The sequence below is a fragment of the Alkaliphilus serpentinus genome, from assembly GCF_009017255.1.
Taxonomy (GTDB): Bacteria; Bacillota; Clostridia; order Peptostreptococcales; family Natronincolaceae; genus Alkaliphilus_D; species Alkaliphilus_D serpentinus.
This window is the reverse complement of record NZ_WBZB01000012.1, coordinates 59,052-83,060: the sequence shown is the minus strand read 5'-3', so window position 1 is coordinate 83,060 and position 24,009 is coordinate 59,052. Positions and strand designations below refer to the sequence as shown.

The 24,009-nt window shown below is 36.5% G+C and carries 19 protein-coding genes and 3 riboswitches; of the genes, 6 read left to right on the top strand and 13 right to left on the bottom strand.

Features of this window, described 5'->3' with window-relative positions; genetic code table 11:
- Nucleotides 1-43: 43 nt before the first annotated feature.
- Nucleotides 44-123, bottom strand: a riboswitch (cyclic di-GMP riboswitch).
- Between the two features lie 200 nt (nucleotides 124-323).
- The 3 genes from F8153_RS03735 to F8153_RS03725 all read right to left on the bottom strand — a co-directional run bounded on the left by F8153_RS03735 (nucleotide 324) and on the right by F8153_RS03725 (nucleotide 5,841).
- Entirely contained in the window at nucleotides 324-1,028 is a 705-nt protein-coding gene (locus tag F8153_RS03735) for a class D sortase (protein WP_151865020.1), read from the bottom strand.
- Nucleotides 1,029-1,086: 58 nt separating this feature from the next.
- The gene (locus F8153_RS03730; RefSeq protein WP_151865019.1) at nucleotides 1,087-3,105 is read right to left on the bottom strand and encodes an Ig-like domain-containing protein; all 2,019 of its coding nucleotides are present in this window, start codon (nucleotides 3,103-3,105) and stop codon (nucleotides 1,087-1,089) included.
- A 34-nt stretch (nucleotides 3,106-3,139) separates the two neighbouring features.
- Nucleotides 3,140-3,223: riboswitch (cyclic di-GMP riboswitch) on the bottom strand.
- A gap of 251 nt (nucleotides 3,224-3,474) precedes the next feature.
- Nucleotides 3,475-5,841: an MSCRAMM family protein gene (locus F8153_RS03725; RefSeq protein ID WP_192929641.1), complete on the bottom strand. Its 2,367-nt coding sequence runs from the start codon at nucleotides 5,839-5,841 to the stop codon at nucleotides 3,475-3,477.
- A gap of 146 nt (nucleotides 5,842-5,987) precedes the next feature.
- A riboswitch (cyclic di-GMP riboswitch) is annotated at nucleotides 5,988-6,073 on the bottom strand.
- A 444-nt stretch (nucleotides 6,074-6,517) separates the two neighbouring features.
- Here F8153_RS03725 and murC point away from each other — a divergent pair.
- A complete protein-coding gene (murC, locus tag F8153_RS03720) occupies nucleotides 6,518-7,900 on the top strand; it encodes a UDP-N-acetylmuramate--L-alanine ligase (RefSeq protein WP_151865017.1) in 1,383 nt (460 codons plus the stop codon).
- Nucleotides 7,901-8,091: 191 nt separating this feature from the next.
- On the opposite strand, the gene F8153_RS03715 is transcribed toward murC, so the two are convergent.
- The 4 genes from F8153_RS03715 to F8153_RS03700 form a co-directional block, all read right to left on the bottom strand.
- Entirely contained in the window at nucleotides 8,092-9,093 is a 1,002-nt protein-coding gene (locus F8153_RS03715; protein ID WP_151865016.1) for an LCP family protein, read from the bottom strand.
- A gap of 375 nt (nucleotides 9,094-9,468) precedes the next feature.
- On the bottom strand, nucleotides 9,469-10,938 hold the full coding sequence (locus tag F8153_RS03710) for an aminotransferase class I/II-fold pyridoxal phosphate-dependent enzyme (protein ID WP_151865015.1): 1,470 nt from the start codon (nucleotides 10,936-10,938) through the stop codon (nucleotides 9,469-9,471).
- 164 nt (nucleotides 10,939-11,102) lie between these two features.
- Complete coding sequence (locus tag F8153_RS03705; protein WP_151865014.1) at nucleotides 11,103-12,218, bottom strand: M20/M25/M40 family metallo-hydrolase; 1,116 nt, start codon at nucleotides 12,216-12,218, stop codon at nucleotides 11,103-11,105.
- A gap of 161 nt (nucleotides 12,219-12,379) precedes the next feature.
- A complete protein-coding gene (locus tag F8153_RS03700; protein ID WP_151865013.1) occupies nucleotides 12,380-13,933 on the bottom strand; it encodes an AbgT family transporter in 1,554 nt (517 codons plus the stop codon).
- Between the two features lie 416 nt (nucleotides 13,934-14,349).
- On the opposite strand from F8153_RS03700, the gene F8153_RS03695 reads away from it, so the two are divergent.
- Nucleotides 14,350-14,817, top strand: a complete 468-nt coding sequence (locus F8153_RS03695) for a DUF3189 family protein (RefSeq protein WP_151865012.1) — start codon at nucleotides 14,350-14,352, stop codon at nucleotides 14,815-14,817.
- A 139-nt stretch (nucleotides 14,818-14,956) separates the two neighbouring features.
- Here F8153_RS03695 and F8153_RS03690 read toward each other — a convergent pair whose 3' ends face one another.
- Nucleotides 14,957-15,337: a hypothetical protein gene (locus F8153_RS03690; protein WP_151865011.1), complete on the bottom strand. Its 381-nt coding sequence runs from the start codon at nucleotides 15,335-15,337 to the stop codon at nucleotides 14,957-14,959.
- Nucleotides 15,338-15,457: 120 nt separating this feature from the next.
- Between F8153_RS03690 and F8153_RS03685 the strand changes: the two genes are divergently transcribed.
- The 3 genes from F8153_RS03685 to F8153_RS03675 all read left to right on the top strand — a co-directional run bounded on the left by F8153_RS03685 (nucleotide 15,458) and on the right by F8153_RS03675 (nucleotide 16,774).
- The gene (locus F8153_RS03685) at nucleotides 15,458-15,787 is read left to right on the top strand and encodes a YtrH family sporulation protein (RefSeq protein ID WP_151865010.1); all 330 of its coding nucleotides are present in this window, start codon (nucleotides 15,458-15,460) and stop codon (nucleotides 15,785-15,787) included.
- A complete protein-coding gene (locus F8153_RS03680; protein ID WP_151865009.1) occupies nucleotides 15,784-16,227 on the top strand; it encodes a hypothetical protein in 444 nt (147 codons plus the stop codon). Before F8153_RS03685 ends, F8153_RS03680 begins: the two co-directional genes overlap by 4 nt.
- 103 nt (nucleotides 16,228-16,330) lie before the next feature.
- A complete protein-coding gene (locus tag F8153_RS03675; protein ID WP_151865008.1) occupies nucleotides 16,331-16,774 on the top strand; it encodes a rhodanese-like domain-containing protein in 444 nt (147 codons plus the stop codon).
- 89 nt (nucleotides 16,775-16,863) lie between these two features.
- Here F8153_RS03675 and F8153_RS03670 read toward each other — a convergent pair whose 3' ends face one another.
- The 4 genes from F8153_RS03670 to F8153_RS16525 form a co-directional block, all read right to left on the bottom strand.
- Nucleotides 16,864-18,063: a DUF7922 domain-containing protein gene (locus F8153_RS03670; protein ID WP_151865007.1), complete on the bottom strand. Its 1,200-nt coding sequence runs from the start codon at nucleotides 18,061-18,063 to the stop codon at nucleotides 16,864-16,866.
- Between the two features lie 142 nt (nucleotides 18,064-18,205).
- Nucleotides 18,206-19,069 carry a 16S rRNA (adenine(1518)-N(6)/adenine(1519)-N(6))-dimethyltransferase RsmA gene (gene rsmA / locus F8153_RS03665; RefSeq protein ID WP_151865006.1) on the bottom strand — a complete coding sequence of 288 codons (864 nt, stop codon included), beginning with the start codon at nucleotides 19,067-19,069 and terminating at the stop codon, nucleotides 18,206-18,208.
- Between the two features lie 8 nt (nucleotides 19,070-19,077).
- Nucleotides 19,078-19,614, bottom strand: coding sequence for a ribonuclease M5 (gene rnmV / locus F8153_RS03660; RefSeq protein WP_151865005.1), 537 nt, complete (start codon nucleotides 19,612-19,614; stop codon nucleotides 19,078-19,080).
- Between the two features lie 163 nt (nucleotides 19,615-19,777).
- A complete protein-coding gene (locus F8153_RS16525) occupies nucleotides 19,778-20,812 on the bottom strand; it encodes a 3D domain-containing protein (RefSeq protein WP_151865004.1) in 1,035 nt (344 codons plus the stop codon).
- 581 nt (nucleotides 20,813-21,393) lie between these two features.
- Here F8153_RS16525 and F8153_RS03650 point away from each other — a divergent pair.
- Nucleotides 21,394-22,653 (top strand): stalk domain-containing protein, encoded by a 1,260-nt coding sequence (locus tag F8153_RS03650; protein ID WP_192929640.1) that lies wholly within the window; start codon nucleotides 21,394-21,396, stop codon nucleotides 22,651-22,653.
- A 129-nt stretch (nucleotides 22,654-22,782) separates the two neighbouring features.
- Here the strand turns inward: F8153_RS03650 and F8153_RS03645 are convergent, their stop codons facing one another.
- The gene (locus F8153_RS03645; protein WP_151865002.1) at nucleotides 22,783-23,922 is read right to left on the bottom strand and encodes an HD-GYP domain-containing protein; all 1,140 of its coding nucleotides are present in this window, start codon (nucleotides 23,920-23,922) and stop codon (nucleotides 22,783-22,785) included.
- Between the last annotated feature and the right edge of the window lie 87 nt (nucleotides 23,923-24,009).

Sequence of the window (24,009 nt, the reverse complement as noted above, 5' to 3'; positions counted from 1 at the left end):
TTGCCTTAGTTATTATGTTTTTTACAAAAACAAAAACTTCTCTTTCGGTAGCTGGCTGCCATTCTTTCGATTAGGCCCTTAGCTTTGCGTCCCACAGTTTCCCATGGTTTGCCATTTATCGTGAAAAGTCACATTATTGTAGTTAGATGATACTTGTCCTAATATAATTATACCACAAAGAATCTGGTAATCAACATTTTTTTGCTAAATTTTTCATAATTTTTAAACGTCCTACAAATAGCTTTGCTTTCTTAAGTATTATTCTATTGTCTTTTTTTGTTTGGTTTTTTTCATTAATAATTATTAACTAATTACTCATTACATTACTCATTGGCAACAGCATGAACGATTAATCGATGGGTGGCTGTTTCAATAGGATCGCAGGTAACCAAAGTGAGTACTCTGTCTTTATTGTTTCGATACAGAACACTGACATCTTCTGGTTCAACGATATGGGTTTTGTACACTGTGTAGGAGTAGGTATTGCCGCCCTCTTCTACTATGATTTCGTCCCCTACTTCTAATTCATTTAATCGATTAAGGAATCTTCCATAGGTTCTGCTTCTATGTCCAGCTAAGGCTACATTGCCAATTTCACCAAGGCTAGAGGTTCCCTTTATTCTTCCTACCCCAACCTTTAAATATCTCTCCGAGGTACCATCATATATAGGGAGCTTTAAATCAATCTTTGATATTTTTATGATTCCAATTGGATTTAAGGGACTTGAAGTTGGTTTCGAGACATTAGTAGGGGTTTCTTCTTCAGTAGATTCCTCTACAGTTGATTCTTCAACAGGCAATTCTCCCAAATCTACAGAGTTTTGAAATATATCTTCAAGGGCCACAAACTCCTGGTAAGCCTCTTCATCTGCTTCATCTGTGAGGGAAGCCTCCACTTCAGCAATGGTTTTTTCGTAATTGTCCAGTGCCCTTTGTTGCATAATATAGGTATATGCCCTTTCTAAAAAGGGATAAGAAAAAATTAATCCTCCCAAGATTATTAATATTATAGAAATTTTGTTTTTCATCAATATCAGCTTCCTTTATGTTAATAGAACTGGGGATATTCCCCAGCTCTATTATATATTATTTACGTTTTAATTTATACCCTAATGCTGATACTAATAAACCTAAACCGTAGAATAACATTGGTGATCCTTCTCCAGTTTTAGGTAGGGGTGCTGTTGGCACTTCTTCATCCAAGATGATTACTGTTTCTTCTTCTACGACTTCTTCTTCAACATTAGAATCCGTTGGTGCTGCAGGCACCTCTTCATCTATTACAACTTCTTCCTCTCCGCCGGTAACAGAAATAATGGTAGCAGTTATTGGCTCTGGATTAACTGGAGTTGGTTCAGGATCTGGTTTTGGATCTCGTTTTGGCCTTGGTTTTGGATCTGGGTCTGGATCTGGGTCTGGATCTGGATCTGGATCTGGATCTGGATCTGGATCTGGATCTGATTTCTTTTCCTTCTGGTTGATTACCGTTATTGTCAGCTCGTCATGGGGTTGAAGGTCTACATAATAGCTTCCATCTTCATCAATATTTACGTATTCACCACCGAAGCCTAGAAATATGAATTGTGACTCTCCATGTAGGATTTCTTCAATATAGTATCTTCCAGGAACAAGATGGATACTTCCATTATTATTGAAACTAAAGTCAACTTCGTATATATCTTCATTCATCCCTATTAGTCTAACTGTAAATTCCTCTTCTACTATATCTTCTTCATTTAGGTTTTCAATTTCCTTTATAAATGTAATTGAGCCTTTGCATTTTTGAGAGTTGGCTGATGCTGTAGCAGTCCTTTGACTACCGTCTGGTCCCTTTAGAGTCCACACTAGGTTGCTTCCGTCAAATAATGTGGAAAAAACGTTACTATGTCTTCCCGGTAAAAACTCAGATGCCATAGGTATTATAATCTCCCCAGATGGATTACCTGAAAACTTACTAACCTCTGCATCTACTACAATATCGTTGTCATTTTTATATCCCCAGCAAGCTCTATACAATCCCTCACCGACAACTTCAATGCCCTCTAATACTGGCCTTAAAGGTTTATAGGGAATGTTAACTACATTAACGATGGTTGTATTTTCTGCTGTTACTAATATGCCTTCTGAAAAATCAAAATTCGAATAGTAGCCATCAACCTCAACCTCTTCAATGTGATAGATACCGACCTCTAAGTTTTCGAATAATGCGATCCCCTCTTCATCTGTCGACTCACTTATTAGAGGTTCCCCATCTTTCAATAGATTAAACATTACTCCACTTTGAGGCTCTCCATCTTCACTTTCTATTGTATTAATTATCTGTATTGAGCCTTTTTCCTCTTCTGCTATTTGAGGTATAATTGTAATACTTTTAGTATCAAATATTTCCGGAACTTCATAGACCGCCGCTGTTACAGTTACCTCTCCAACTGCGGTACCTTGTAACAAACCTTCGGGACTAATTGTGGCCTCACCCGTTCCATTTTCAACTGACCATGTAAAATCTGGATTTGTAGCGTCTTCAGGATACACGATTGCTGTTAGCTGCAGGCTTTCACCTACTACTACTTCAGTTTCGTCGCCTACAATAGTAATTCCACTAATGGGTATTATAGCTACACCCTCATAGCTAAAGGATATTTCGTCTCCTGTTTGAGCTCCATCATCTCCACTTACTGTCACTAGTATATTGTGGATTCCTTCATCAGCAGTAAAAGTGAATTCCCGTGTCTCACTGCTGTTGTTTTCAATTGTTCCAATTGAAAAATCGTCTATAGGTGCTCCATTAAATTCAAGCACAACCCCATTTATAGGGACTGCTTTTGTTATTACTCCAGTATCGTATTCAACTGTACACTCCAGTACGTATTCTTCCGTTGCAGTTAAGCTAATGCTTTCCCCCTCGGAAATATTTGTCCAGTCTCCACCACCGTTAGGCTTATATCTTAGGTCTATAGATAATCTTCCATCTATAGACATTATGTCTAAATCCTCTGCCCCCTCTTGATCAAGGGCTGAAGCAGCTGCTAAGCTGCTACTTAGAATTAATGTGGTAGCTACTAGAAATACCATCATTAGCCTGATAAATCCATTTAACTTCTTCAAATTGACTTCTCTCCTTTCTTTAAACTTACTTTGTTTAAAGTTAGGTCGGTCGCACTACTTGCTCCATGCATCTCAAGTGCCCAAATAAAAGATGCAATTCATCACTCCCTTTCTTCCATTCGGCCGCGCTACTTTTCCATCCCCTGCTGAATCATCTTTCCCAATAACACCCCCCACTATTTTATATGTATGGATGATGCCTATACTGCCTTTAAGTATAAAAAATATACCACTTAAAGCCTGCGAAATCAATAAATTTCAATCTTTCTATTTAGACCTTATATAGGGTAAAATGAGTTAAAGCGACAAAAAAAAAGAGACTATGGGTTTTTTCTACCCATAGTCTTGTGCTTCTTTAGTTGCTATTATTTATTTTTTTCTCAACTTCAAACCTAATGTCGAAACCATTACTCCTAATCCATATAATAGTAGGGAGGATCCTTCACCTGTTTGTGGTAAAGAGGATAATGGTACTTCTTGGTCTAATATGATATCTTCCTCTTCCTCCACTTCTTCAATTGTTGTAACAATAGGAGTTAAGGGAACCTCTTCCTCTTCAATTACTTCTACTTCCACTACCGATGGCGTAATGGAAATAATAGTGGTTGAGATGGGTCCCTGTGGCTCTGGTGGCTCTGGTGGCTCTGGTGGAGCCTGAGGTGTCGGATCATCCGGTATAACTACTATAACATCATCATCGTTGTCATCGTCATCTTCAATAGGGGTGTTGATAACGTTAATTACTACTGTTTCATTGGCTACAACATTTACAGTATAGTTTGCTGCTAGGTTTGTTGTATAGCCTGCTGGCACTACCTCTTCTACAAGATACTCACCAATAGGTAGGTTTTCAAATAACATTTCTCCTTCACTATCTGTAGTTCCGCTGATTGGCGAACCTTCTATAGGTGTTACTGTAAAAGTCACTCCTGCTTGGAAGCTACCATTGGAACTGCCAATTCTCTTAACAATTCGGATGCTTCCTGTTTGTTCCTGGAACTCAACCATGTTGGTTATTGTAACTTCTGCCTCTAGGTTCTCTTCTGTAAGATTGATCACGCCATCTGATGGATCCATGTACTCAAAGCGATATCCCTCAGGTAGGTTGATTTCTGTGATTGTGTATTCCCCTAATTCTAACTCATCTAACACTAACTGTGAATCTACACTGAAGGTAAAGGTTTCTTCATAGCCGTTGGGGCCTTCTACCTCAACTGTAAATTCAGTGTCGTCTTCAAGAATTGGAGTTTCATCAAAATTCATTAATTCTTTATTTATGGTGATTGAACCGGTATCTTCTACAGGCACTTCACAAATATCAGGTGTACTTGCCTTAGTATTACTAAATTTACCTTCTTCACCCCATCTAATGATTACTGTTGATGGATGTGGTGCTTCTAATACTAGATAATATGGATTGTCGAATCTAGCTTCTTTAGTGTGCTCCGCTGGGATGGTGCCAGATCCACTAATGTTTGTTCCTACTACTTCATAGGTATAGTCAACATCTTCTCCACTTTCATTCCATATTCTCCATTTAGTTGATGTGGCTGCTAAGTCTTCATCAATGCACATAGCCGTTAGATTCAGGCTATTTCTGGATAATAATTGTTTATTAGAAATGGTAACTGTTGCTTCTAGATTTTCTTCATCTAGTACAACCTTTCCATCTGATGGATCCATGCTCATCAATTGGTAGTATGATGGGACATTTATTTCTGTTATTGTGTATTCACCTAATTCTAACTCATCTAGCATTAAAGGTGAATCTACACTGAAGGTATAGGTTTCTTCGTAGCCGTTGGGGCCTTCTACCTCAACTGTAAATTCAGTGTCGTCTTCTTCTATTAGGGATTCATCAGAATTATATAGTTCCTTCATAATGGTTAGAGAACCCGTTGGAATTTCACACTCTTCTCCAATCATTAATTCCCATTTTAATAACTTTCTAGTGTTATTCCAGCTAGGGTCGTTATTATTTGAGGAATGACTATGATGGGGTGGAGTAATAACCGTTGCTTCTTCCCATTCTCCATCGCCTAAATGCAATCCAGTATAAAAATCAATTTGTACTAAACCGCAATCTGGATAGTCTACTGATATGGTGTAGGTACCAGGTGTATAGAAATCATATAAATCATCATAAAGTTCTTGCTTCTCGTAGGGTTTTCCATTCCATCTAGGATCATAAAATCCATCGGGATAAATGTAGCTACTTAAATGTAGGCCTATACCGCAATATCCTTCATTAACTGTAAAGGTAACTTCTCCATCAACTACGTTTCCAAAGGTTATTGCATCCTTAATATTGGATAGGGTTATAGGGATACAGATTTCAAATTCACCTTCATCTTCAAGGGAAGGTGCTCCTAAAGGCACATTATCCTCTAACTCTTCCTCCTGTTGATTGTTATTTTCTTGCTCTTCACTTTTTTCTTCTTCCTCTACATCTTCTTCACCTGTTTGATTCTCTTGCTGTTGTTCTTCCTTCTGTTGTTCTTCACCCTGTTGCTCCTGATCCTCTAGTTCTTCTTCATCCTGCTGTTCTTCCTGCTGTTCTTCCTGCTTTTCTTCTACGTCCTCCATTGTTTCTTGGCTATTTTCTATTTCCTCTATGATCTCTTCGGCACCATATGCATTAAGGGATAGATTAGGAACTAAGCCATACATAACTAAAGCAATAACGGATAAGAACACTAGTGCTTTCTTAAGATTTTTCTTTAATGATTTCGACATTTTCTTCACTCCTTCCTTAATTAACTAATAGAAATATTTAGACCATTTGTCAATGATCATAAATCTATGTAAAATCCACCCATCAGTAGCTCTACTGGTGATGGACTTAGTAAACTATTAGTACAGCACAAAGGCTGCCACAATCCTGTGGCAGCCTGACAATCATAGTATATAATACTTTAGATTCATAGCTTTGCGTCCCAACGTTTCCGAAGGTTTGCCGTTTTCACTTTGTTATATAGAGGTCTTATTGGATTTATTTTCATTTATTATAATATATATATACCGACAAAAATCTCCTCCAAACAATAATCGTTAGTAATTAATAATTTAACAAAATAAATCCATGCTAAGCTATTCTAAATTCTCCATTTAACTGTTAAATAAAAAATGTCCAAGTATTTATGAATTTGGACATAGGTAGAATTTCTCTATAGATGGAAAAGCTGTGGTATCAGTCTTTAAAATATGTTGGCTCCTAGATCATTGTAGAAATTTAGTGATTATGTTAATTATTTATGTTATTATACATATTAGAGTTTCATAATATTTATTGATATGTTTTATGATATAGCTAACAGGAATAATATTTATTTAATTATTTATTTTGAACTTGTCATATGATTGTATATAATTGGCAAAACTATGAATACATATTTTTTGAGGAGTGAATAAATTGTTATCTTTTGATAAGACCTTTAAAGAGGTTCACCACATCCATCTTATTGGTATTGGTGGCATTAGCATGAGTGCTATAGCAGAAATTTTACTGAATCATGGCTATACAGTTAGTGGGTCGGATTTGCGAGACTCTAATATCTTACAAAAACTCAGAAACCACGGAGCTGAAGTATACATTGGACATAGACCTGAAAATATAACGAATCCAGATCTTATTGTTTATACAGCAGCCATTAAAAACAATAATCCCGAAAGAATTAGAGCTAAAGAACTGGAAATTAAGGAAATTGACAGGGCTGAAATGCTGGGAATCATTATGAAGAAGTATGAAAAGTCCATTGCAGTAGCCGGTAGTCACGGAAAAACTACAACTACTTCTTTAGTTTCCCTGATTTTAGAATACACTGGATTTGATCCAACCATATTAATTGGCGGAGAATTGGATGAAATTGGTGGAAATATTAAAATTGGAAGTAGTCAGCATTTTATCACCGAAGCCTGTGAATATGTAGAAAGCTTCTTAAAGTTTAATCCCTTTATTGGTATTATTTTAAACATTGATGCTGATCATTTAGATTACTTTAAAGACATTCACCATGTAAAGGATGCCTTTAAAAAATTTGGTATGAAGATACCAAAGGAGGGCTTTCTTGTTGCAAATGCTGATGATCAAAACATTCTAGATATTTTACCCCAGATACATTGCAATATCATTACCTATGGTCTGAGTAATGACTGCGATTTTAGAGCTGTTAACATTAACTATAATGAAAATGGTTTTCCCAGTTTCGAAGTACTGTATAAAGGGAATTCCTTTGGTAGCTTTACTCTAAGCATACCTGGTTTACACAATATATATAATTCCCTAGCTTCTATTGCCACGGCTTACATTTTAGGAGCTTCTCCCCTTGATATATCTAAAAGTATTACCATTTATAAGGGGGCCCATAGACGTTTCGATATTCTTGGTGAAATAGACGGCGTAAAAATTATAGATGATTATGCTCACCATCCAGTTGAAGTAATGGCAACTTTAGAGGCGGCAACCAATTATCCTCATAATAGAATATGGTGTGTTTTTCAACCCCACACCTACACAAGAACCCTTGCCCTCTTTGATGATTTTTCAAAGGCCTTTGATAAAGCCCATCATGTGATCATAACCGATATATATGCTGCAAGGGAACAGGACGAAGGCAAAATTCATAGCAAAACCTTAGCAGATGCTATTATTCACCCCGATGTGAGATATATTAAAGATTTTGATGAGATTGCTGAATATATCTCGCAAAATATGGAGGAGAGGGATATTGTATTAACCATGGGGGCGGGAGATATTTATCAGGTAGGAGAAAAGATACTGAAAATAGAAAATTAAAGCAATGCAAAAGTTGATATTGAGGATGGATAATTAAAGTCATTCAAAAAATAATTACATCGATTAATCGAAGTAATTATTTTTGTTTAATCATAAAAAGCGGGGGTAATGTTATAATACATAACCCCCACTCCCCTATCCAATTATTTATAGAAAAGAGTAGGATTCCCCGGTCCTGCTCTTTTCATTTTCTAATCTCCTATTTCCACTACATCATCTTCATTTTCAGTTTCCACTACATAGCCATACATATTTAACAAAAGGGTCTTAGTCTCCTCTTCATCTAAAAAGAAATAGGATAAACCATTTCTATATTCATCTACTCCTGGAAGGGTTAGCATATTTACATTTTCTATTTCCATTCCGGCTGCCATTGTTGCATATTTTACAGCTTCCTGAAGGTCTACATCTGTTCGTACAAATCTAAAGGCGGTAGCAACAACAGTTGGAAGCCTAAAGCTTATAGCCTTCTTAAAGGCTGATTTCATAAACTCCTGTTGGGCTCTAATCCTGCCCAAGTCACCATCAGCATAGGACATTGCACCACTGCCAGGACTTCCTTGCCTATACCTTAAAAATTTCACTCCGTCTTCCCCATTTAGCAGATGATGTCCGGGCTCAAAATGAATTTTTAATGGTGGATCGTCATAGAGATCTTCATAGCTCATAAGCTCAGGAATATATACAGGCACCCCTCCCAAGGTATTAATAATAGCTTCAGCCCCTTTATAATTAACGGTAATATAGTGATCTACTGGAATATTTAATAGCAAGTCACTTAGGGCCATTTTCACCCCATCTGCTCCATGATCCTGATAAACAGCATTAAATTTGTCTTTTCCAAGGCCAGTATAGCCCTTCCTTGGATAATATGTATCTCTAGGTATGGAGATAACATCAATTTGCTTATTGTCTGGGTCATAGGATATAAACATATTGGTATCGCTGCGTAGTCCTTCTAAACCCAGCAATACTATGTTGATTCTGGAGCTTTCAGAGGCCAATTGCAACAGTATATCCATTTCATCTGGCGGGATGACTTCTTCCTTATCTTCTTCAGCAGCCCGGACAACAATACTGTTACCTTTTCCGTGTTGATCCTTCATGAAATAATTAAAGGTAAAAATAATGCTATTAAACAAAACTATAAAACCTAGGAAGGCAATAGTAAAAATTTTAAAAAAGGCTTTCATTTGGACACTTCCCCATCTATATCAAAGTTTCAATGATAAAATATAAAAATTACTATTTAAATTTTATCAAATTATTTACATAAAATCTAGTGGTGAAGATCATTACACCTTTTTTATTTTTATACCCATGCCTTCCCAATGTGTACATCACAAGATATCCTCAGTTCTAATTTACAGCCTTGTCTTCATTAGGCTTCACCTATAGGGTGAACAAGTTCGCCAAAAGCCTGTAAAGGAGGCGAAATCCTTTTGGGGTTGCGCCTCCTCTTTGAATATCTTCTTATATTCATTTTTGATTCCTCAATCTATTATTCACCTACTACTATGGGTTTTGGTTTAATTATTGATTTTCAATTTTCAACTTCCATTTTTAAACTATCTTTTATTCCCTAAGCCCAGCACCCTTACATAATTTACGTAGGGGTCTTCAGTTCCTTGAACCAAGGTCTCCTCTTCCTTTAGCATCTTTATATGTTCTATCATATCCTTTGTGATTCTCTCTCCCGGCGAAACAACCGGTATACCTGGTGGGTAGGCCATAATCGATTCGCCACTGATCTCACCCTCTGCCTCCTCCAGTTTTATTACTCGTTTATTACTATAATAGGCATCCCTGGGAGAAATAATAATATCTGGATTCTTTAATATATTATTTATCACCCTTAATTCTCCTGCTCTTCTATGCTTAGAGGCTATGTCGGCTAAGGCTTCTACAAGTCTATTAATGGCTTCTTCAGTGTCTCCAAGACTGATAATAGCTAAAATATTATAATAGTCAGCTAATTCCACCTGTATATCATATTCATCTCGTAATAAATCATATACCTCAAATCCTGTTAGGCCTAACCTCCTTACATGAACCCCCAGCTTTGATTCATCAAAGTTAAAGACTCCAGGATTGCCAATCAATTCTTTTCCAAAGGCATATAAGCCATCAATTTTATTTATTCTATCCCTAGCATCCCTCGAAAGTTTCAAAACCCTATCTAACATAGGTTGTCCTTCTGTAGCCAACTGCTTCCTTGCAACATCTAAACTAGCCATTAATAGATAGGAGCCACTGGTGGTTTGCATAAGGTTTAAATTTTTCTTTACAGTAAAGGGGTCTATAATCCCTTCCCGTAACAACAATAGGGAGCTTTGGGTTAGTGAACCTCCGGTTTTATGTAGGCTTACAGCACTCATATCTGCACCTAACTCCATTCCGCTTGCCGGAAACTCTTCATGGAAGCCCATATGGGCACCATGGGCTTCATCTACCAGCACTGCCATAGCATTTCTATGGGCTACTTTTACGATATCCTTAATATTAGAGGTGGCCCCATAATAAGTAGGATTAATTAAGAAAATACATTTTGCATCAGGATGCCTGCCAATGGTTTTTTCTACGCTTTCCAGCGATACTCCCATGGCTATTCCCAGCATGTCATCTACCTCAGGTTGGATATAAATAGGAATTGCACCGCTTAGAATTAATCCAGCAATTGCTGATTTGTGGGCATTCCTTGGCAAAATTATTTTATCTCCAGGCTCACAGGCACTCATAATCATAGCTTGAACCCCAGAGGTTGTTCCATTTACAAGAAAAAATCCATGATCAGCTCCATAGGCATAGGCTGCCAATTCTTCGGCCTCTTTAATTACTCCAATAGGATTGCATATATTATCTAGACATTTCATGGAGTTAACATCCAATTCCATTATTGTACTTCCAACATAGTCCGTAAATTCCTTTAGTCCTTTACCATGCTTATGGCCGGGAACATCAAAGGGTACAACCTGTCTTTTATGATACTCCTTAAGGGCCGTAAAAAGTGGTGTGTGATTTTGGTTTAGATAGGACATTTAATCCACCCCTTTCATTTGTATGAGTTTATAAACTCTATAGCTTTTATTCTTTCCTATTTATTAAAAAACATTTTGACGAAAAATGCAATAAATTTTTAAGGAGTTTATAATAGCTGAGGGCTGTTGATTGTGTCTTCATCAACAGCCCCCTACCCATGCCTTTATTCAGCGAAAACTTTAATTAACTCATAGACCATTCTACTGCTATCTACAAGGTCCTTAATATGAATATGCTCCTCTAATGTATGGGGCTTTTTCATACCTATACCCAAGTTTATGGCTTCTATACCATTTCCATTCATAATGTTGGTGTCGCTACCACCACCAGTTGACGCAATATTGGCCATTGCACCCATTCTTTTTAAAACCTCTTTCATCTTTACAACCAACTGGTGATTCTCATCTATACTGAAGGCTGGATACATCCTTTCAACGTTTATCTCCACCTTACCTCCCATTTCTTCTGCTGCAGCTTCTAATGCCTTCACCATATGGTCAGTTTGTTTTTTCAGCTTCTCTTCTTTTAGGCTTCTTGACTCACCCTTGATGAAAACCTCTGGAGTAACGATATTTGTTGCCTCTCCACCCTTTATTACCCCTATGTTGGCAGTGGTTTCTTCATCTATTCTCAAAAGCTTCATATTGTTAATGGCTCTAGCTGCAATCATGATTGCACTGATTCCCTCCTCTGGAGCTACTCCAGCATGGGCAGGTCTTCCAATAATTTTTGCTTCAATTTTGTCTTGAGCAGGTCCAACGGTGATGATTTCTCCAGGAGATCCACCGCTGTCCAAAACAAAGCCCAATTTTGCATCAAGACTACTATAATCTAGATACTTTGCCCCAAACAATCCTCCTTCTTCCCAAATGCTAAATACTACTTCCACAGGTGGATAATCTATATCGGTCTCCTTTACCAGTCTTATGGCTTCTAATATTGCTGCAATACCTGCTTTATCATCTGAGCCTAAAATAGTTGTCCCGTCACTGTAGATTACATCATCTTTAATAACTGGCTTAACTCCCAAACCAGGAACTACTGTATCCATATGGCTGCTAAATAGAATAGCTGGCTTATCTTTAGTCCCTTTTAGCTTAGCAATGATATTTCCAGTTTCACCGCCTACCTTTTCTCCAGCCTTATCCACCATCACCTCTAGCCCCAGATCCTTAAGCTTCTTGATTAAAACTTCTGCGATATTTCCTTCCTTACCTGAAAGGCTATCGATTTGTACTAGTTCCATAAATTCATTTACCACTCTGTCTCTATTAACCATTACAGCTACCTCCTTATGTATTGTACAAAATTTAAAAACCCATAATTTCTTATATTATACCCAATTTTCTATTAAATTGTCTAATTGTTTTTAGTGTCTAAGTACTTTAGCAGATTGAAAAAGACACCGAAAAGCTTCGGTGCCTATATTTAAAGATTTATTTACATTCTGATAAAGGCATCTGGTCCGATTGGGATTCTTAGTAAGAACCAAGCAATAAACAGCAGTGTCCATCCCAATAGGAATAGTAATGAATAAGGAACCATTACTGATATTAGGGTACCAATACCAGTCTTCTTATCATATTTTTGAGCAAAGGCCACGATAACAGCAAAGTAGCTCATTAATGGTGAAATAATATTGGTTGTTGAATCACCTATTCTATAGGCCAATTGAGTGAACTCTGGTGTATAACCAAGTCTCATAAACATTGGTATAAAGATTGGGGCCATTATTGCCCACTTAGCTGAAGCACTACCGATAAATAGATTAATAAAACCTGCTACAAAGATAAAGCCTATTAGCATTGGTAGCCCTGTCATATTTGTAGCCTGTAGGAAATCAGCACCTTTTACTGCTAAGATTGTCCCTAAGTTAGACCAAGCAAAATAGCTAACGAATTGGGCTGCTACAAAGGCTAGTACTAGGTATCCACCCATTGAAGACATGGCTTTACCCATAAATCCTGCAAGATCCTTATCACTAGTGATGGTTTTTGCTGCAATACCGTAAGCAACACCAGGAACTAAGAATGCAAGGGCTATAATTGGTACTAAGCCTCCCATGAATGCAGAGTTTTTCAGAATTTCTCCTGCATCACTTCTTAAGATACCATTTGCTGGTGCAACTAAAGCTACGATAACTGCGATGAAGGCAACTAATGAAATAAGTGCCCATATTAAACCTTTAGTTTCATTAGCGTCAACTTTGTCGATTAAAACCTCAGCATCCCCTTTATATTCACCTAATCTTGGCTCAACAATTTTTTCAGTTACGATTGTACCAATAATCGTGATGATAACGGTTGATGCCGCCATAAAATACCAGTTAGCTGCTATATCCACAGCATATCCCGGGGAATACATTTGAGCAGCCGCTTGGGAAAGTCCTCCCAGTAGTGCATCTATAGTACCAAAAATAAGGTTGGCGCTGAAACCTCCTGATACACCTGCAAAGGCTGCTGCTAAACCAGCTAATGGATGACGCTTAAAGCTTAAGAATATTAAAGCACCTAATGGAACCAATACAACGTAACCAGCGTCAGAAGCTACGTTTGACATAATACCTGCAAATACAACTACAGCCGTAATTAATCTTTTGGGTGTGCTTAAAACTAATTTTCTTAGGGCGGCTTGAACCAATCCTGTTCCTTCAGCTACCCCTACACCAAGCATAGCTACCAAAACTGTTCCTAACGGAGCAAAGCTTGTAAAGTTGGTAACGGCCTTTGAGAAAATATCTCTAACTCCAGTCTTTGTTAATAAGCTAACTGCTTCTACAGTTATGATCTCTGTTTCACCAGTAGCTATGTTAATTCTATCAAACACTACTGAAACACCAAGCTTAGCTGCAATAGCAGAAATTGCAATAACCAATAAACTAAAAAGAACAAATAGAGTAACTGGATGAGGTAGTTTATTACCTACTACTTCAATAACATCCAAAAACTTATTAAAAAAGCCTTTTTTGTTTTGTTTTGCTACTTTTGTGCTCATAATTTACCTCCTTATTGTAAAAAGTATATAAAAGACCTGTGTATAAGTATACAAAAGACTCGCTATTGTAGTCAATAGTTATTTGAAATTAACAAATTAATAAATTTTAATAATTTTGTATTTCTAAGAATTCAGTATTTTCAATCACTAGCGCATATTCCTCATATATAGTGCTTTTTTCCTTTCATCAGGATAGTACTGATTGTGTATAAATATAATTAGACGTTGTCAGTTTTTCTATAAAGTACCATGGGAATTAATTGAATTTTTATCCTTGCGAACTTATATTTCTTCACTATTGTCTATAGTCTGAATTTTCTAAAGCATTATATCCAATAATATTGCTGGTAGGGAGCACATATTATTGGGGATATAGATAACAATACTTAAGTAATCCAATTCTAAGGAGCTAAAGTATGTATATAATTTTTTACGGAACCGGAAAATCCTTAACAGCTGCTGTCTCCGCCTATTTATACCTAAAGAACAATTCTATCTCCCTTCAGACTCTAACCCTTCCCATGGATGAGATTATCACTTTAATAAATTGTGATAAAAGAGCTCTAGGAGGATTGGTGTATATGGATAAAGACCAATACAATAATAAGATATACATCCTCAATACTGGCCCCCATGAGACTATAATGTTACCTGCTCTATCCTCAGTTTTTGATATTTTAGAAGTTGATAGAGATCAACTTTATCTGGTTGATACAACAAAGTTGGATAACCTATTGAGCTCGATGGCTCTAACCTTAATTCACTACAACCCTCTTCAAGCCTTTAGTTTATGGCTTTTCATGAAAAAGCTGAAGAAAAGAACTGGCGATTTAGTGAGATTATTACGCAAAACTGATGCTATAGCAAAAAATAAACTATCATAGATTGAAAGTGGGTCTCGTTATCTTCTATCTTTCACAATAAGATTTTATCCATTGAATATCCAAAATAATCAGGAGCAAGTATCTATTACTTGCTCCTGAGATTGTTTCCATACCCTCTATAAGGTTGATGATTTAAGATCTAGTAAAACCCTCCAATACCATTATAAGGACCGTATCCTGGGTACCCTGGGTAACCAGTAAATGGCCCCCTTCTTCTACGTCCAATTAGTTCTCTAATAAATAGGACTGTAATTAAATCCCTTAGAATACCTCTATACTGTTGGGCATGGGGCATATTTATCTCAGTTTCATATATTTGCCCTACCATTTCCTCCAGCATTCTTGGTTCAACATATGGGTACATTCTTGGATTTGATGGTACATCCAAGTGATGACAAAGCTCTTGAACCCTTGGATGAATTCTATTATATACATCGGGATACATATCCATTAGTCTTCTTTGACTTTCATATTGATCTAAATACATGGGTGGCATCCCCCAATATGGATAGCAATGCATCATATAACCCTCCTTTCTTCTATACATTTTATGTTTTTAGATTCTATATTGCACCCTCTTAATCATTAAGATAGGCTCTTTTTCATATATTATAAAGATTGATTATTTAGGAGGCTCATTATGTTTACCTTTATGCAGAATGTACTTTATAATTTTTTTATATCCCTTGGTGTCATCATTGGCGGCTGTATATTTGGTGGTTTAGCTGCCACCTTAAATGGCCACCCACCTTTAAAAACGATGCTGGACTTATGTGAAAAGATTAAAATTTGGGCCATTATTGTAGCCCTTGGAGGCACCTTCCCCTCTTTTAAAATTTTACAGGTCGGCCTATTTAATGGCGATATAAGAAGCCTGGCAAAACAGGTTCTGTACATTTTAAGTGCTCTAATGGGGGCTCAGGTTGGCTATCTTCTAATGTATTACCTTGAAGGAAGAGGTAATGTATGAAAAAACACAAGTTTTTATCGATGTTTTTATTAGGATTTCTACTTGGCCTTGCCCTGATGAACCTTTTTCATAGCCATACACTAGACCGACTTTATCGTATGCAAAAGCAGCTTACAACTCAATTATTGGATAAGGAAATTAAACTAGAAAGGTTCACACAAAAGGCAATTAAAGAGGATATCCCCCTCATTAAAGACTTAAATATTCTCATTGAGTTCGATGGCAATGTTTTAATAAAAGATGCTATAGAAAGGAATATTCGCTTCTACCTTTCTGATCTAGTAGGAAGAGAAGTCAGTGAAATCGATGGAGAGATGATTTATAAGATTTTTCATAATCGTATTTTACAAATTGAAGGTAAAGAGATGAAGGTAACGGTTAAGTACCTGATCATTAATGAGGTTATCACCATTTCTGTAGTTTGCAGAATTGTTGATTAATGCACATATTTAGCCTATCAGATCATCAACAGAGGAAATCTTATACATCAATAGACCTAGCTTATAATATATTTATAATAATAACACAAAAGGGGTGAGTATTTTGCGTATCTACGTCTTTAAGCTTCGTCATATTCATATTGTTGCTTTTCTACTTATATTGCTTATTCTCGCAACTATATTTCTATGGCAATATACCAAAGACAGAGCTGTAAGCAATATGCAGTTTAAATATACCTTTCAACAGCTACTTCCAGAGGAGGCCCACCAAGTAATTAATAATAATCCCGATGTCATTATTATTGATATTCGGGAACGAAATGACTATGAGAAGGGACATATAAGGGATGCTACAGCCATCCCTTATAAAGAGTTAAAGGCTAGTTTGGATCAATGGAACACCGACTCCACTTATTTGATATACTGCAATAATGGAAAGGATAGCATGAAGGCATCTAAGCTTATGGCAGAATCGGGATTTCCCAGGGTTTTCACAATTGTAGGGGGCTACAAAAATTGGCCCTATGGTATAGACAAAATTCACTAATGTTTTTATTCCACCTAGTAGAACAAATCAAATAGAATACAAGGCTGTTGCTACACTATAAAAGTCCTCCTATAAATAGGAAGACTTTTTTATAGCTCCGTTTTCTTTAAAGGGGTTACAACCTTTCCTGTGTTTACATCAATGTGCAATAGCCAGTAACCATGGTTGGTTCCTCCTCCACCTTCATAGCTGCATGGATGCCAATATTCAAAACCTGTAGCACCTCTATAGGGTTGCTCTTCCATTGTCTTCTTACCAGGTATTCCATAGACATAATGCACTGCCCTCTGGTTATTATCATATGCAATACCAAAAATGTAATGCTGATACATATAGATTTGTCTATGATATTCCGAAGGATATTGATAAGGATGATAATAAGCCGCCTGCCTCATGCCGTCTATATAGGCTATAAATGGCATATAGCTGCGATAAATGGTTTGGTAATTGTAATGAATTTGCCACCAATGATAGTTATCTAAGTTCTTCTGAAAGGGATTTACTTTAGGGAACATTTTTAAGGTTCCTTCAATATAATCCTGTAGAGATTTTAATATGCTTTTTTCAGAGTAATTATGCTGTTGTTGAGGATCTGCCTCCTTATATTGGGGTGAGGTGATTCGATCCTCTTCAAAGGAGTAACCCTTTCCTACATTTGGGTCGGCATAATTGGTGTCATCCCTATTAGCTTCTAGTGGTTTTGCTTTCAATGGAGCTGAGTCTATAATTGGTTTTTCCTCTTCCAGCTTAATCTCCTGGCCCTTCGTCTCCTTATAGGTAGGCTTTTCTTCATTCATTAGAGATTTTTCTTCTACCACCAGTTGATCCTTCTTGAAGGAACCAAACATTTTTCTTTCCACCATTGGTTTCCAATTGATTTTAACCTTATCTATGTAGCCTACAAGGGGTGCCTCCAGTTCCTTATCTCCACCAATGGTTTCAGCTAACAACACTAATAAGTTGAAATCTTCAACATCTACACCAGAACCTTTAACATTGTCACAATTAAACTCCCATACAACCTCGCCTTTTCCGCTGTTATCAACGGCCATTGGTCCTATGTCTACTATTGTCGGCTCTTTGTCCCCCTTTGCATTAATCAAATACCAGCGATATCTCTGATTACTTCCATCAGTGGACTTTAAGTTCTGACAGATTAATGCCATGGTTCCCCTTTCGTTATAAATTTCGATTTTTGCATAGCCCTTTAATGCATCACTTAATACCTTCTCATAGCCTACATCTTCTCCCTCTAGTATTACAAAGAATCTCCTATATCTTCTTTTCACGATTTCATTTCCCCCCTTTTTATAACAAAATTTAAAATCGTACTCTGTTTCATTATATGTAAGAGGTATGAAATTATTGACTGATTTTATAGGACTCATAAATATTAATGGGAATTCAATAAAAAAAGCCCTAAGCCTAAGGCTAGAGCTCTTCTGCCAACAGATTTGAAAGATTGGCAAACTCCTCGATAGAAAGGGTTTCACCCCTTCTCATTTCATTAATTCCACAGCTTTCTAGAATTCTTCTTACTAATTCTTTACTTAATCCTAGTTCACCAGAGCTTAGGGCATTCAACAGGGTCTTCCTTCGCTTTCCAAAGGCATCCTTAACTACTTTAAAGAACAAATCCTCCCTTTTAACCTTAACTCTAGGTTCCTCTAAAAGCTGCAACCGAATGACGCTAGAATCCACCTTTGGCTGGGGAATAAAAACCGACGGAGGAACAATCATCACGTTTTCTATATCACAATAATACTGTACAGCTATTGACAAGGCCCCATAATCCTTAGTACCTGCCTTTGCCTTCATTCTATCGGCCACCTCTTTTTGAATCATAATTACGATGGCTGTAATTGGAACCTTCTCTTCTAAAAATTTCATGATAATTGGCGTTGTTATATAGTAAGGAAGATTTCCTACAACAACAATCTCTTTCCCCTCAAATTTTTCCTCCAACAGTTTATGTAAATCCACCTTAAGGATATCCTTATTGATCACTTCAACATTTTCATAGTCTGCTAAGGATTCCTTCAGAATGGGTATCAATTTTTGATCGATTTCTACAGCCACAACCCTTCTTGCAGCCTCTGCTAGAGATTGTGTGAGACTTCCAATTCCAGGCCCCACCTCCAATACCTCTGTATCCTTGGTTATTTTTACTGCCGAGGTAATTTTGTTAAGGATATTTTGATCTATTATAAAATTTTGACCCAATCCCTTAGAAAAATAAAAGTTGTATTTTGATATTAATTCCTTAGTTCGTTTGGGGGTTGCTATTTTATCCATTTTAATCCCTACTCTTCCATAGTATTTATTACAGCTAAAAACTCTTCCCTTGTGACACCATAATTATTTAATCTACTAAGAAATTGCTTCCCATTACCATAGCCTATTCCTAGCAATTGTCCTAAGGTGTTTCTTCTATCTGCTGACCCTTCATATCCGATTAGCTTGTGTTTTATCAGGTCTTCCTTGGTAAAGAGATTGCTTGTTTCTATCTGTTGGCACCTAACCTTCTCCAAAGCCTTTATGATGTTTTCAGGGGAGGCATTTTCCACCCCTATATCATCATCCTTCATGGCCTCCTCCTTTGAGAGAAAGGCATGCTTACACCCAGGGATTTGAGAGGATATAATATGTCTAATTCTTTCTCCTGCATAATCTGGGTCGGTAAAAATAATTACCCCTCTTTTTTTTGCTGCTGTTTCTATTCTTTTTAGGACAGAGGGCGGTAATGCGTATCCACCGGTTATGATCATTTCTGCATCTACAGCCCTCTTTATAGCCGACACATCATCCTTACCCTCTACTACTATAATTTCCTTTATCATTTTGTCCTCCTTAAAGCCTATACCTCAATAATTTATCGTAATTATGGTATCTTTTTTAATATGTATTGTATCTGTTGTTTTTATTATAGCTGTTTTTTAGCTATTTTAAAACCCAAGAAAAAGACCAGAGTTCCCTCTGGTCTTAGTATAAAAGGTATACAATCTATTCAAGTATATAAACCTTAACTTTTCTACGTCCAAACTTCAAGGCCTCGCTACGGTCTTCCATAAATAGGTCAATTTTATTCCCCTTTATGGCACCACCAGTATCCTCAGCAACTGCATATCCATAGCTGGCAGTGCCATCCATCGATTCAACATACAGCTTTGTTCCTAGGGGTATCACTTTAGGATCCACAGCCACTACTCCCCTACGAACTTTAGTACCACTTCTTGTCAGACCATAATAAGGATCTCCGGGGTTTTTACCAGTGCTTTCAAAGCCTGCATCATAAGCGGATGCCTCCATAACTATTACTTCCTTGTATCTTGTAACCTCGCCCCTTGAGCTAACAATATAGTTCAGAGTGCCCTTCTCAACGATTTCGTCGATAGCCTCTTTATGAATCGTTTCTTCTACTACTTCCCTAGCAACTTCAATTCCATCCTCGTATGAGATTTTAATCTTAATTTCCTTTAAACCATTCTCTCCATCTTGGATTAATCTAGTTTCTCCATGATTTAGAGTATCGCTATATTTAGTAACAGTATGAAAGGGAACCTCTTGTTCTTCAACGATATAGTTCTCTTCTCTCCGGGTTATTGTGACGATTTCTCCAGCCTTAAGCTCTTCTGTTAGAGCAGGCTCTATTTCATCTAGTGGATTTATTTTGATTTCTTGAGAACTTAATAGGTCTTTAATAGTAGACTCGGCAGTTCTTATCTGGGTTTCATACCCTCCATCAACTAAAGTAATATCAAAAGCTCTATGAATTACAATCCTCGTTCCATCTACCAGTCTTTCCTGAAGGCCTGGTATAATTTTATCTTCTTCCTCAAACTCTATGCCTTCCTTTTTTAATAAACCTTCTACATCCTTTGCAAAGGTCATTACTTTCACTTCTTGGCCATCAAAGGCTATAACAACATGCTTATTTAATTTCATGACGATAATGGTTGCTGCAACCAATAATATCACCATTGCCGCAATTAGGATCTTTTTATTAAAAAGTCTATTGCTGCTAACTATACTCTGCATCTTACTTCCTCCTGTTCTTTTTGTATGAGAACAAAAGCATTGAATTAAAGTGATCTATAAGTTATGATATGCTTTTTTTATTCTCCGAAGAACTAAATGTTCTTCCATAGTTCGTATGTACTTTTATTTTGAAATTTCAACAATAAAAGCTCTGATTTACGGATAAATTGTCCCCGGATTTTTTATTTCTGCTAGGTTTAAAGATACTTATTCATATATTCTATCTTATTATTAGATTTTGTCAACTCATTGGCTATTATTGTCAATATTTTAAAAATTTAAACCTATTGCACAATTCTTTTTGTTATCTGCAATTTCCTTAAATTATTAATGGTTTTCGTATAAATATAATGATAGGTCTCAAACCTATAACTAAGTGTTGAATGTTGAATTCAGGATGCTTCGATAAATCGAAGCTAATTTATAAAAAGTCTATTTCCCAGGAAATATGTCTAATATTAAAGTCTTTTTATTTTTTAATAGCCTTGGTGAAGATTGATAAAAATGATATCATAATAATAGTAACTCCAAAACTCTACATGAATGAATAGTAATTGAACTAAAGGAAAGGAATGCACGTTATGAAAAAAATTAAAGTATATATATTGCTGACAGCTTTGATAATATCTAGTTTCCTTTATTTTTCTACATTATATGCCCAGCAAACGATAAAGGTTTACGTCAACAACAAACTCATAGCCTTTGACGCAAGTCCCAGAAATATTGATAATAGAGTATTGGTTCCTGTAAGGGGCATATTGGAATCTTTAGATGCCGAGGTGAACTGGGATGGCACTACTAGAACCGTTACCACCAGCAAAGATGGTATTGATATACGCTTAAAAATTGGCAGCAGAACAGCTTATGTAAATCAAAAGCCATTTGTTTTGGACGTCCCTCCTCAATTGATAAGAGACCGCACTTTTATACCCGTTAGATTCCTAGCAGAAGGATTAGGTGCAGATGTCAGTTGGGATGGTAAAAATAATGCTGTATACATTACTTATCCCTCAACTTCCTTTTCATATAAAGGGATTTCCCTTGGCGACTCCGTTAGCCATGTCATAGAAACCTTTGGTAATCCCCTTAGAATTGATAGTAGTGAATATAACTTTAATTGGTATGTCTATCACAATAATTATAGGGGGTATATACAAATAGGTGTAAAGGATCGGGTTGTAGTTGCATTATATGGTAATGATTCTGGTTGGGATAATCATTATAATATTGATATAAATACAGAAAAAACAATCATAGAAGAGAAACTAAAAGACCCCCTTACAATGATTACTAAGGGAAATGTCAATTATTTGCTACCTGGATTTAGAAAGGGGTTTGAAGAGTACTATTTGTATTCAGTTAATGGAGACTATATTACGATATTTTTCGATCTCCATAATCATAACAAAGTTACTGCAATACATATGGTCAGTAAAATCGTAGAAGAAGCTTACATTCCTTCTGATTATGATACTACTACTTTAAGGAAGGCCTATGAGGCACAACTATTTGATTTAACCAATGTAGCTAGAGTAAAAAGGGGGTTGACTCCTCTGGTGAGATGTAGTGATGCTGATACTGTCGCCTATAAGCATAGCTATGATATGGTAAAGAATCAGTTCTTTAGTCACGATAACTTACAAGGTCTGTCTCCTGGCGATCGATTGTTAAAGGAAGGAATTGATTATTATAGAGCAGGAGAAAACATAGCAGCAGGACAGCAAAGCGCAATCTACGCCTTTGAAGGCTTAATGAATTCTAAAGGCCACAGGGAGGCAATACTAGGGGATTTCGAAAACCTAGGAGTGGGAGTAGCCTTTGGTGGTCCCTACAATGTTTAATACACTCAAAATTTCTATACCGAGAAAAAGTAGTTCATAATAAAAAAACCCAGCTTCTGACCTGTATAAGGTTCCTTAAAGGCTGGGTTTATTATATTAGGTAGTTACTAAAATATAAAATCCGTTTAACTACTTAAAATCAATTATCTCTATATCCTTGTTGGCAGGTTGACTTAAGTCTAAAATGGTATCGCTATTCTTTATTTGGATTATTGGACGGTATAAATTTTGCTTTGGAATGAAAATAATTTTACCAACAGAACCATTGCTAAGCTCAACTGTTTGACCTATAAAACAGTTTCCAATCCTCTGTAGGAATATATAAAGAATTTTTGCATCTAATTTTTCGACATATTCCTGTTCCATGATTTTTATAGCATTAAAGGGGGTTTTCTTTTCTCTATAAGGTCTCTCGGAGGTTAATGCATTATACACATCAGCAATTGCTAATATCCTTGCCAGTAGCGGAATCTTATCCCCCTTTAACCCCATAGGGTAACCGCTTCCATCCATTCTTTCATGATGTAATAGTACAGTCTGCTTCACCACTTCGCTTACAAAGCTATAGTTCTTTATTAGCTGATGACCATAAATTGCATGTTTTTGGCACTCTAGTATTTCATCATGGGTTAACTTTTCTCTTTTATTCAGCAGTTCAACTGGAACCTGCATTTTCCCGATATCCAGCAAAAGGCCACTTAAAGTTAAATCAGTAAGTTGCTCTTGAGATAAGTCTAACCATTTACCAATGGCATAGCTTATTAGAGCTACATTTTGACTATGGGCATAGGTTAAATCATCATAATTCTTCATTCTTTCTAATAATTGGAATACATTTAAGCTGCCTTTGAATATTTCTAGAATCTTCTTTATATTATCCTGGAATTCTGACTGCTCTACAGTTTCTCCCTTTAGAATCTTTTCAAAGTTTGCCTGCAATTCTTCTTTAACTTCAGACAAGTCAGCTTTAAAGTTTTCAACTTCCATATTTAGCTGCAATTCTTCTAACTCATCAGAATCAATGTATTCATCTGGTCTTATAAGGTCGTCTAAAAAGCTGGTATTGATGGAATTATCCACCTTAACTCTAACGCTTCGGATATTGTGTAGATCCAATAACTGTTTTACCTTCTCGATGTCCTGCAAAACCATACCTTCGGGTAACAGCACATTTCCGTAACGGTTTACAACCTCCGTTTTAAGCTCCATACCCTCCATTAAATCCTCAATTTCTACCTGCTTATAGTCTCTTTTGTTAAGATACGACATTATTAACCCCCCCACAGCTGGAATTTTATTTAGGAATGTATTATAATTTTCGTTATTGATTATTCAATATTAGATCATTTATTAAAT

Coding starts and splice junctions, on each gene's coding strand:
- F8153_RS03735 (WP_151865020.1), bottom strand. CDS start 1,028: ATGAAAAACAAAATTTCTATAATATTAATAATCTTGGGAGGATTAATT.
- F8153_RS03725 (WP_192929641.1), bottom strand. CDS start 5,841: ATGTCGAAATCATTAAAGAAAAATCTTAAGAAAGCACTAGTGTTCTTA.
- F8153_RS03715 (WP_151865016.1), bottom strand. CDS start 9,093: ATGAAAGCCTTTTTTAAAATTTTTACTATTGCCTTCCTAGGTTTTATA.
- F8153_RS03710 (WP_151865015.1), bottom strand. CDS start 10,938: ATGTCCTATCTAAACCAAAATCACACACCACTTTTTACGGCCCTTAAG.
- F8153_RS03705 (WP_151865014.1), bottom strand. CDS start 12,218: ATGGTTAATAGAGACAGAGTGGTAAATGAATTTATGGAACTAGTACAA.
- F8153_RS03700 (WP_151865013.1), bottom strand. CDS start 13,933: ATGAGCACAAAAGTAGCAAAACAAAACAAAAAAGGCTTTTTTAATAAG.
- F8153_RS03695 (WP_151865012.1), top strand. CDS start 14,350: ATGTATATAATTTTTTACGGAACCGGAAAATCCTTAACAGCTGCTGTC.
- F8153_RS03690 (WP_151865011.1), bottom strand. CDS start 15,337: ATGCATTGCTATCCATATTGGGGGATGCCACCCATGTATTTAGATCAA.
- F8153_RS03685 (WP_151865010.1), top strand. CDS start 15,458: ATGTTTACCTTTATGCAGAATGTACTTTATAATTTTTTTATATCCCTT.
- F8153_RS03680 (WP_151865009.1), top strand. CDS start 15,784: ATGAAAAAACACAAGTTTTTATCGATGTTTTTATTAGGATTTCTACTT.
- rsmA (WP_151865006.1), bottom strand. CDS start 19,069: ATGGATAAAATAGCAACCCCCAAACGAACTAAGGAATTAATATCAAAA.
- rnmV (WP_151865005.1), bottom strand. CDS start 19,614: ATGATAAAGGAAATTATAGTAGTAGAGGGTAAGGATGATGTGTCGGCT.
- F8153_RS16525 (WP_151865004.1), bottom strand. CDS start 20,812: ATGCAGAGTATAGTTAGCAGCAATAGACTTTTTAATAAAAAGATCCTA.
- F8153_RS03650 (WP_192929640.1), top strand. CDS start 21,394: ATGAAAAAAATTAAAGTATATATATTGCTGACAGCTTTGATAATATCT.
- F8153_RS03645 (WP_151865002.1), bottom strand. CDS start 23,922: ATGTCGTATCTTAACAAAAGAGACTATAAGCAGGTAGAAATTGAGGAT.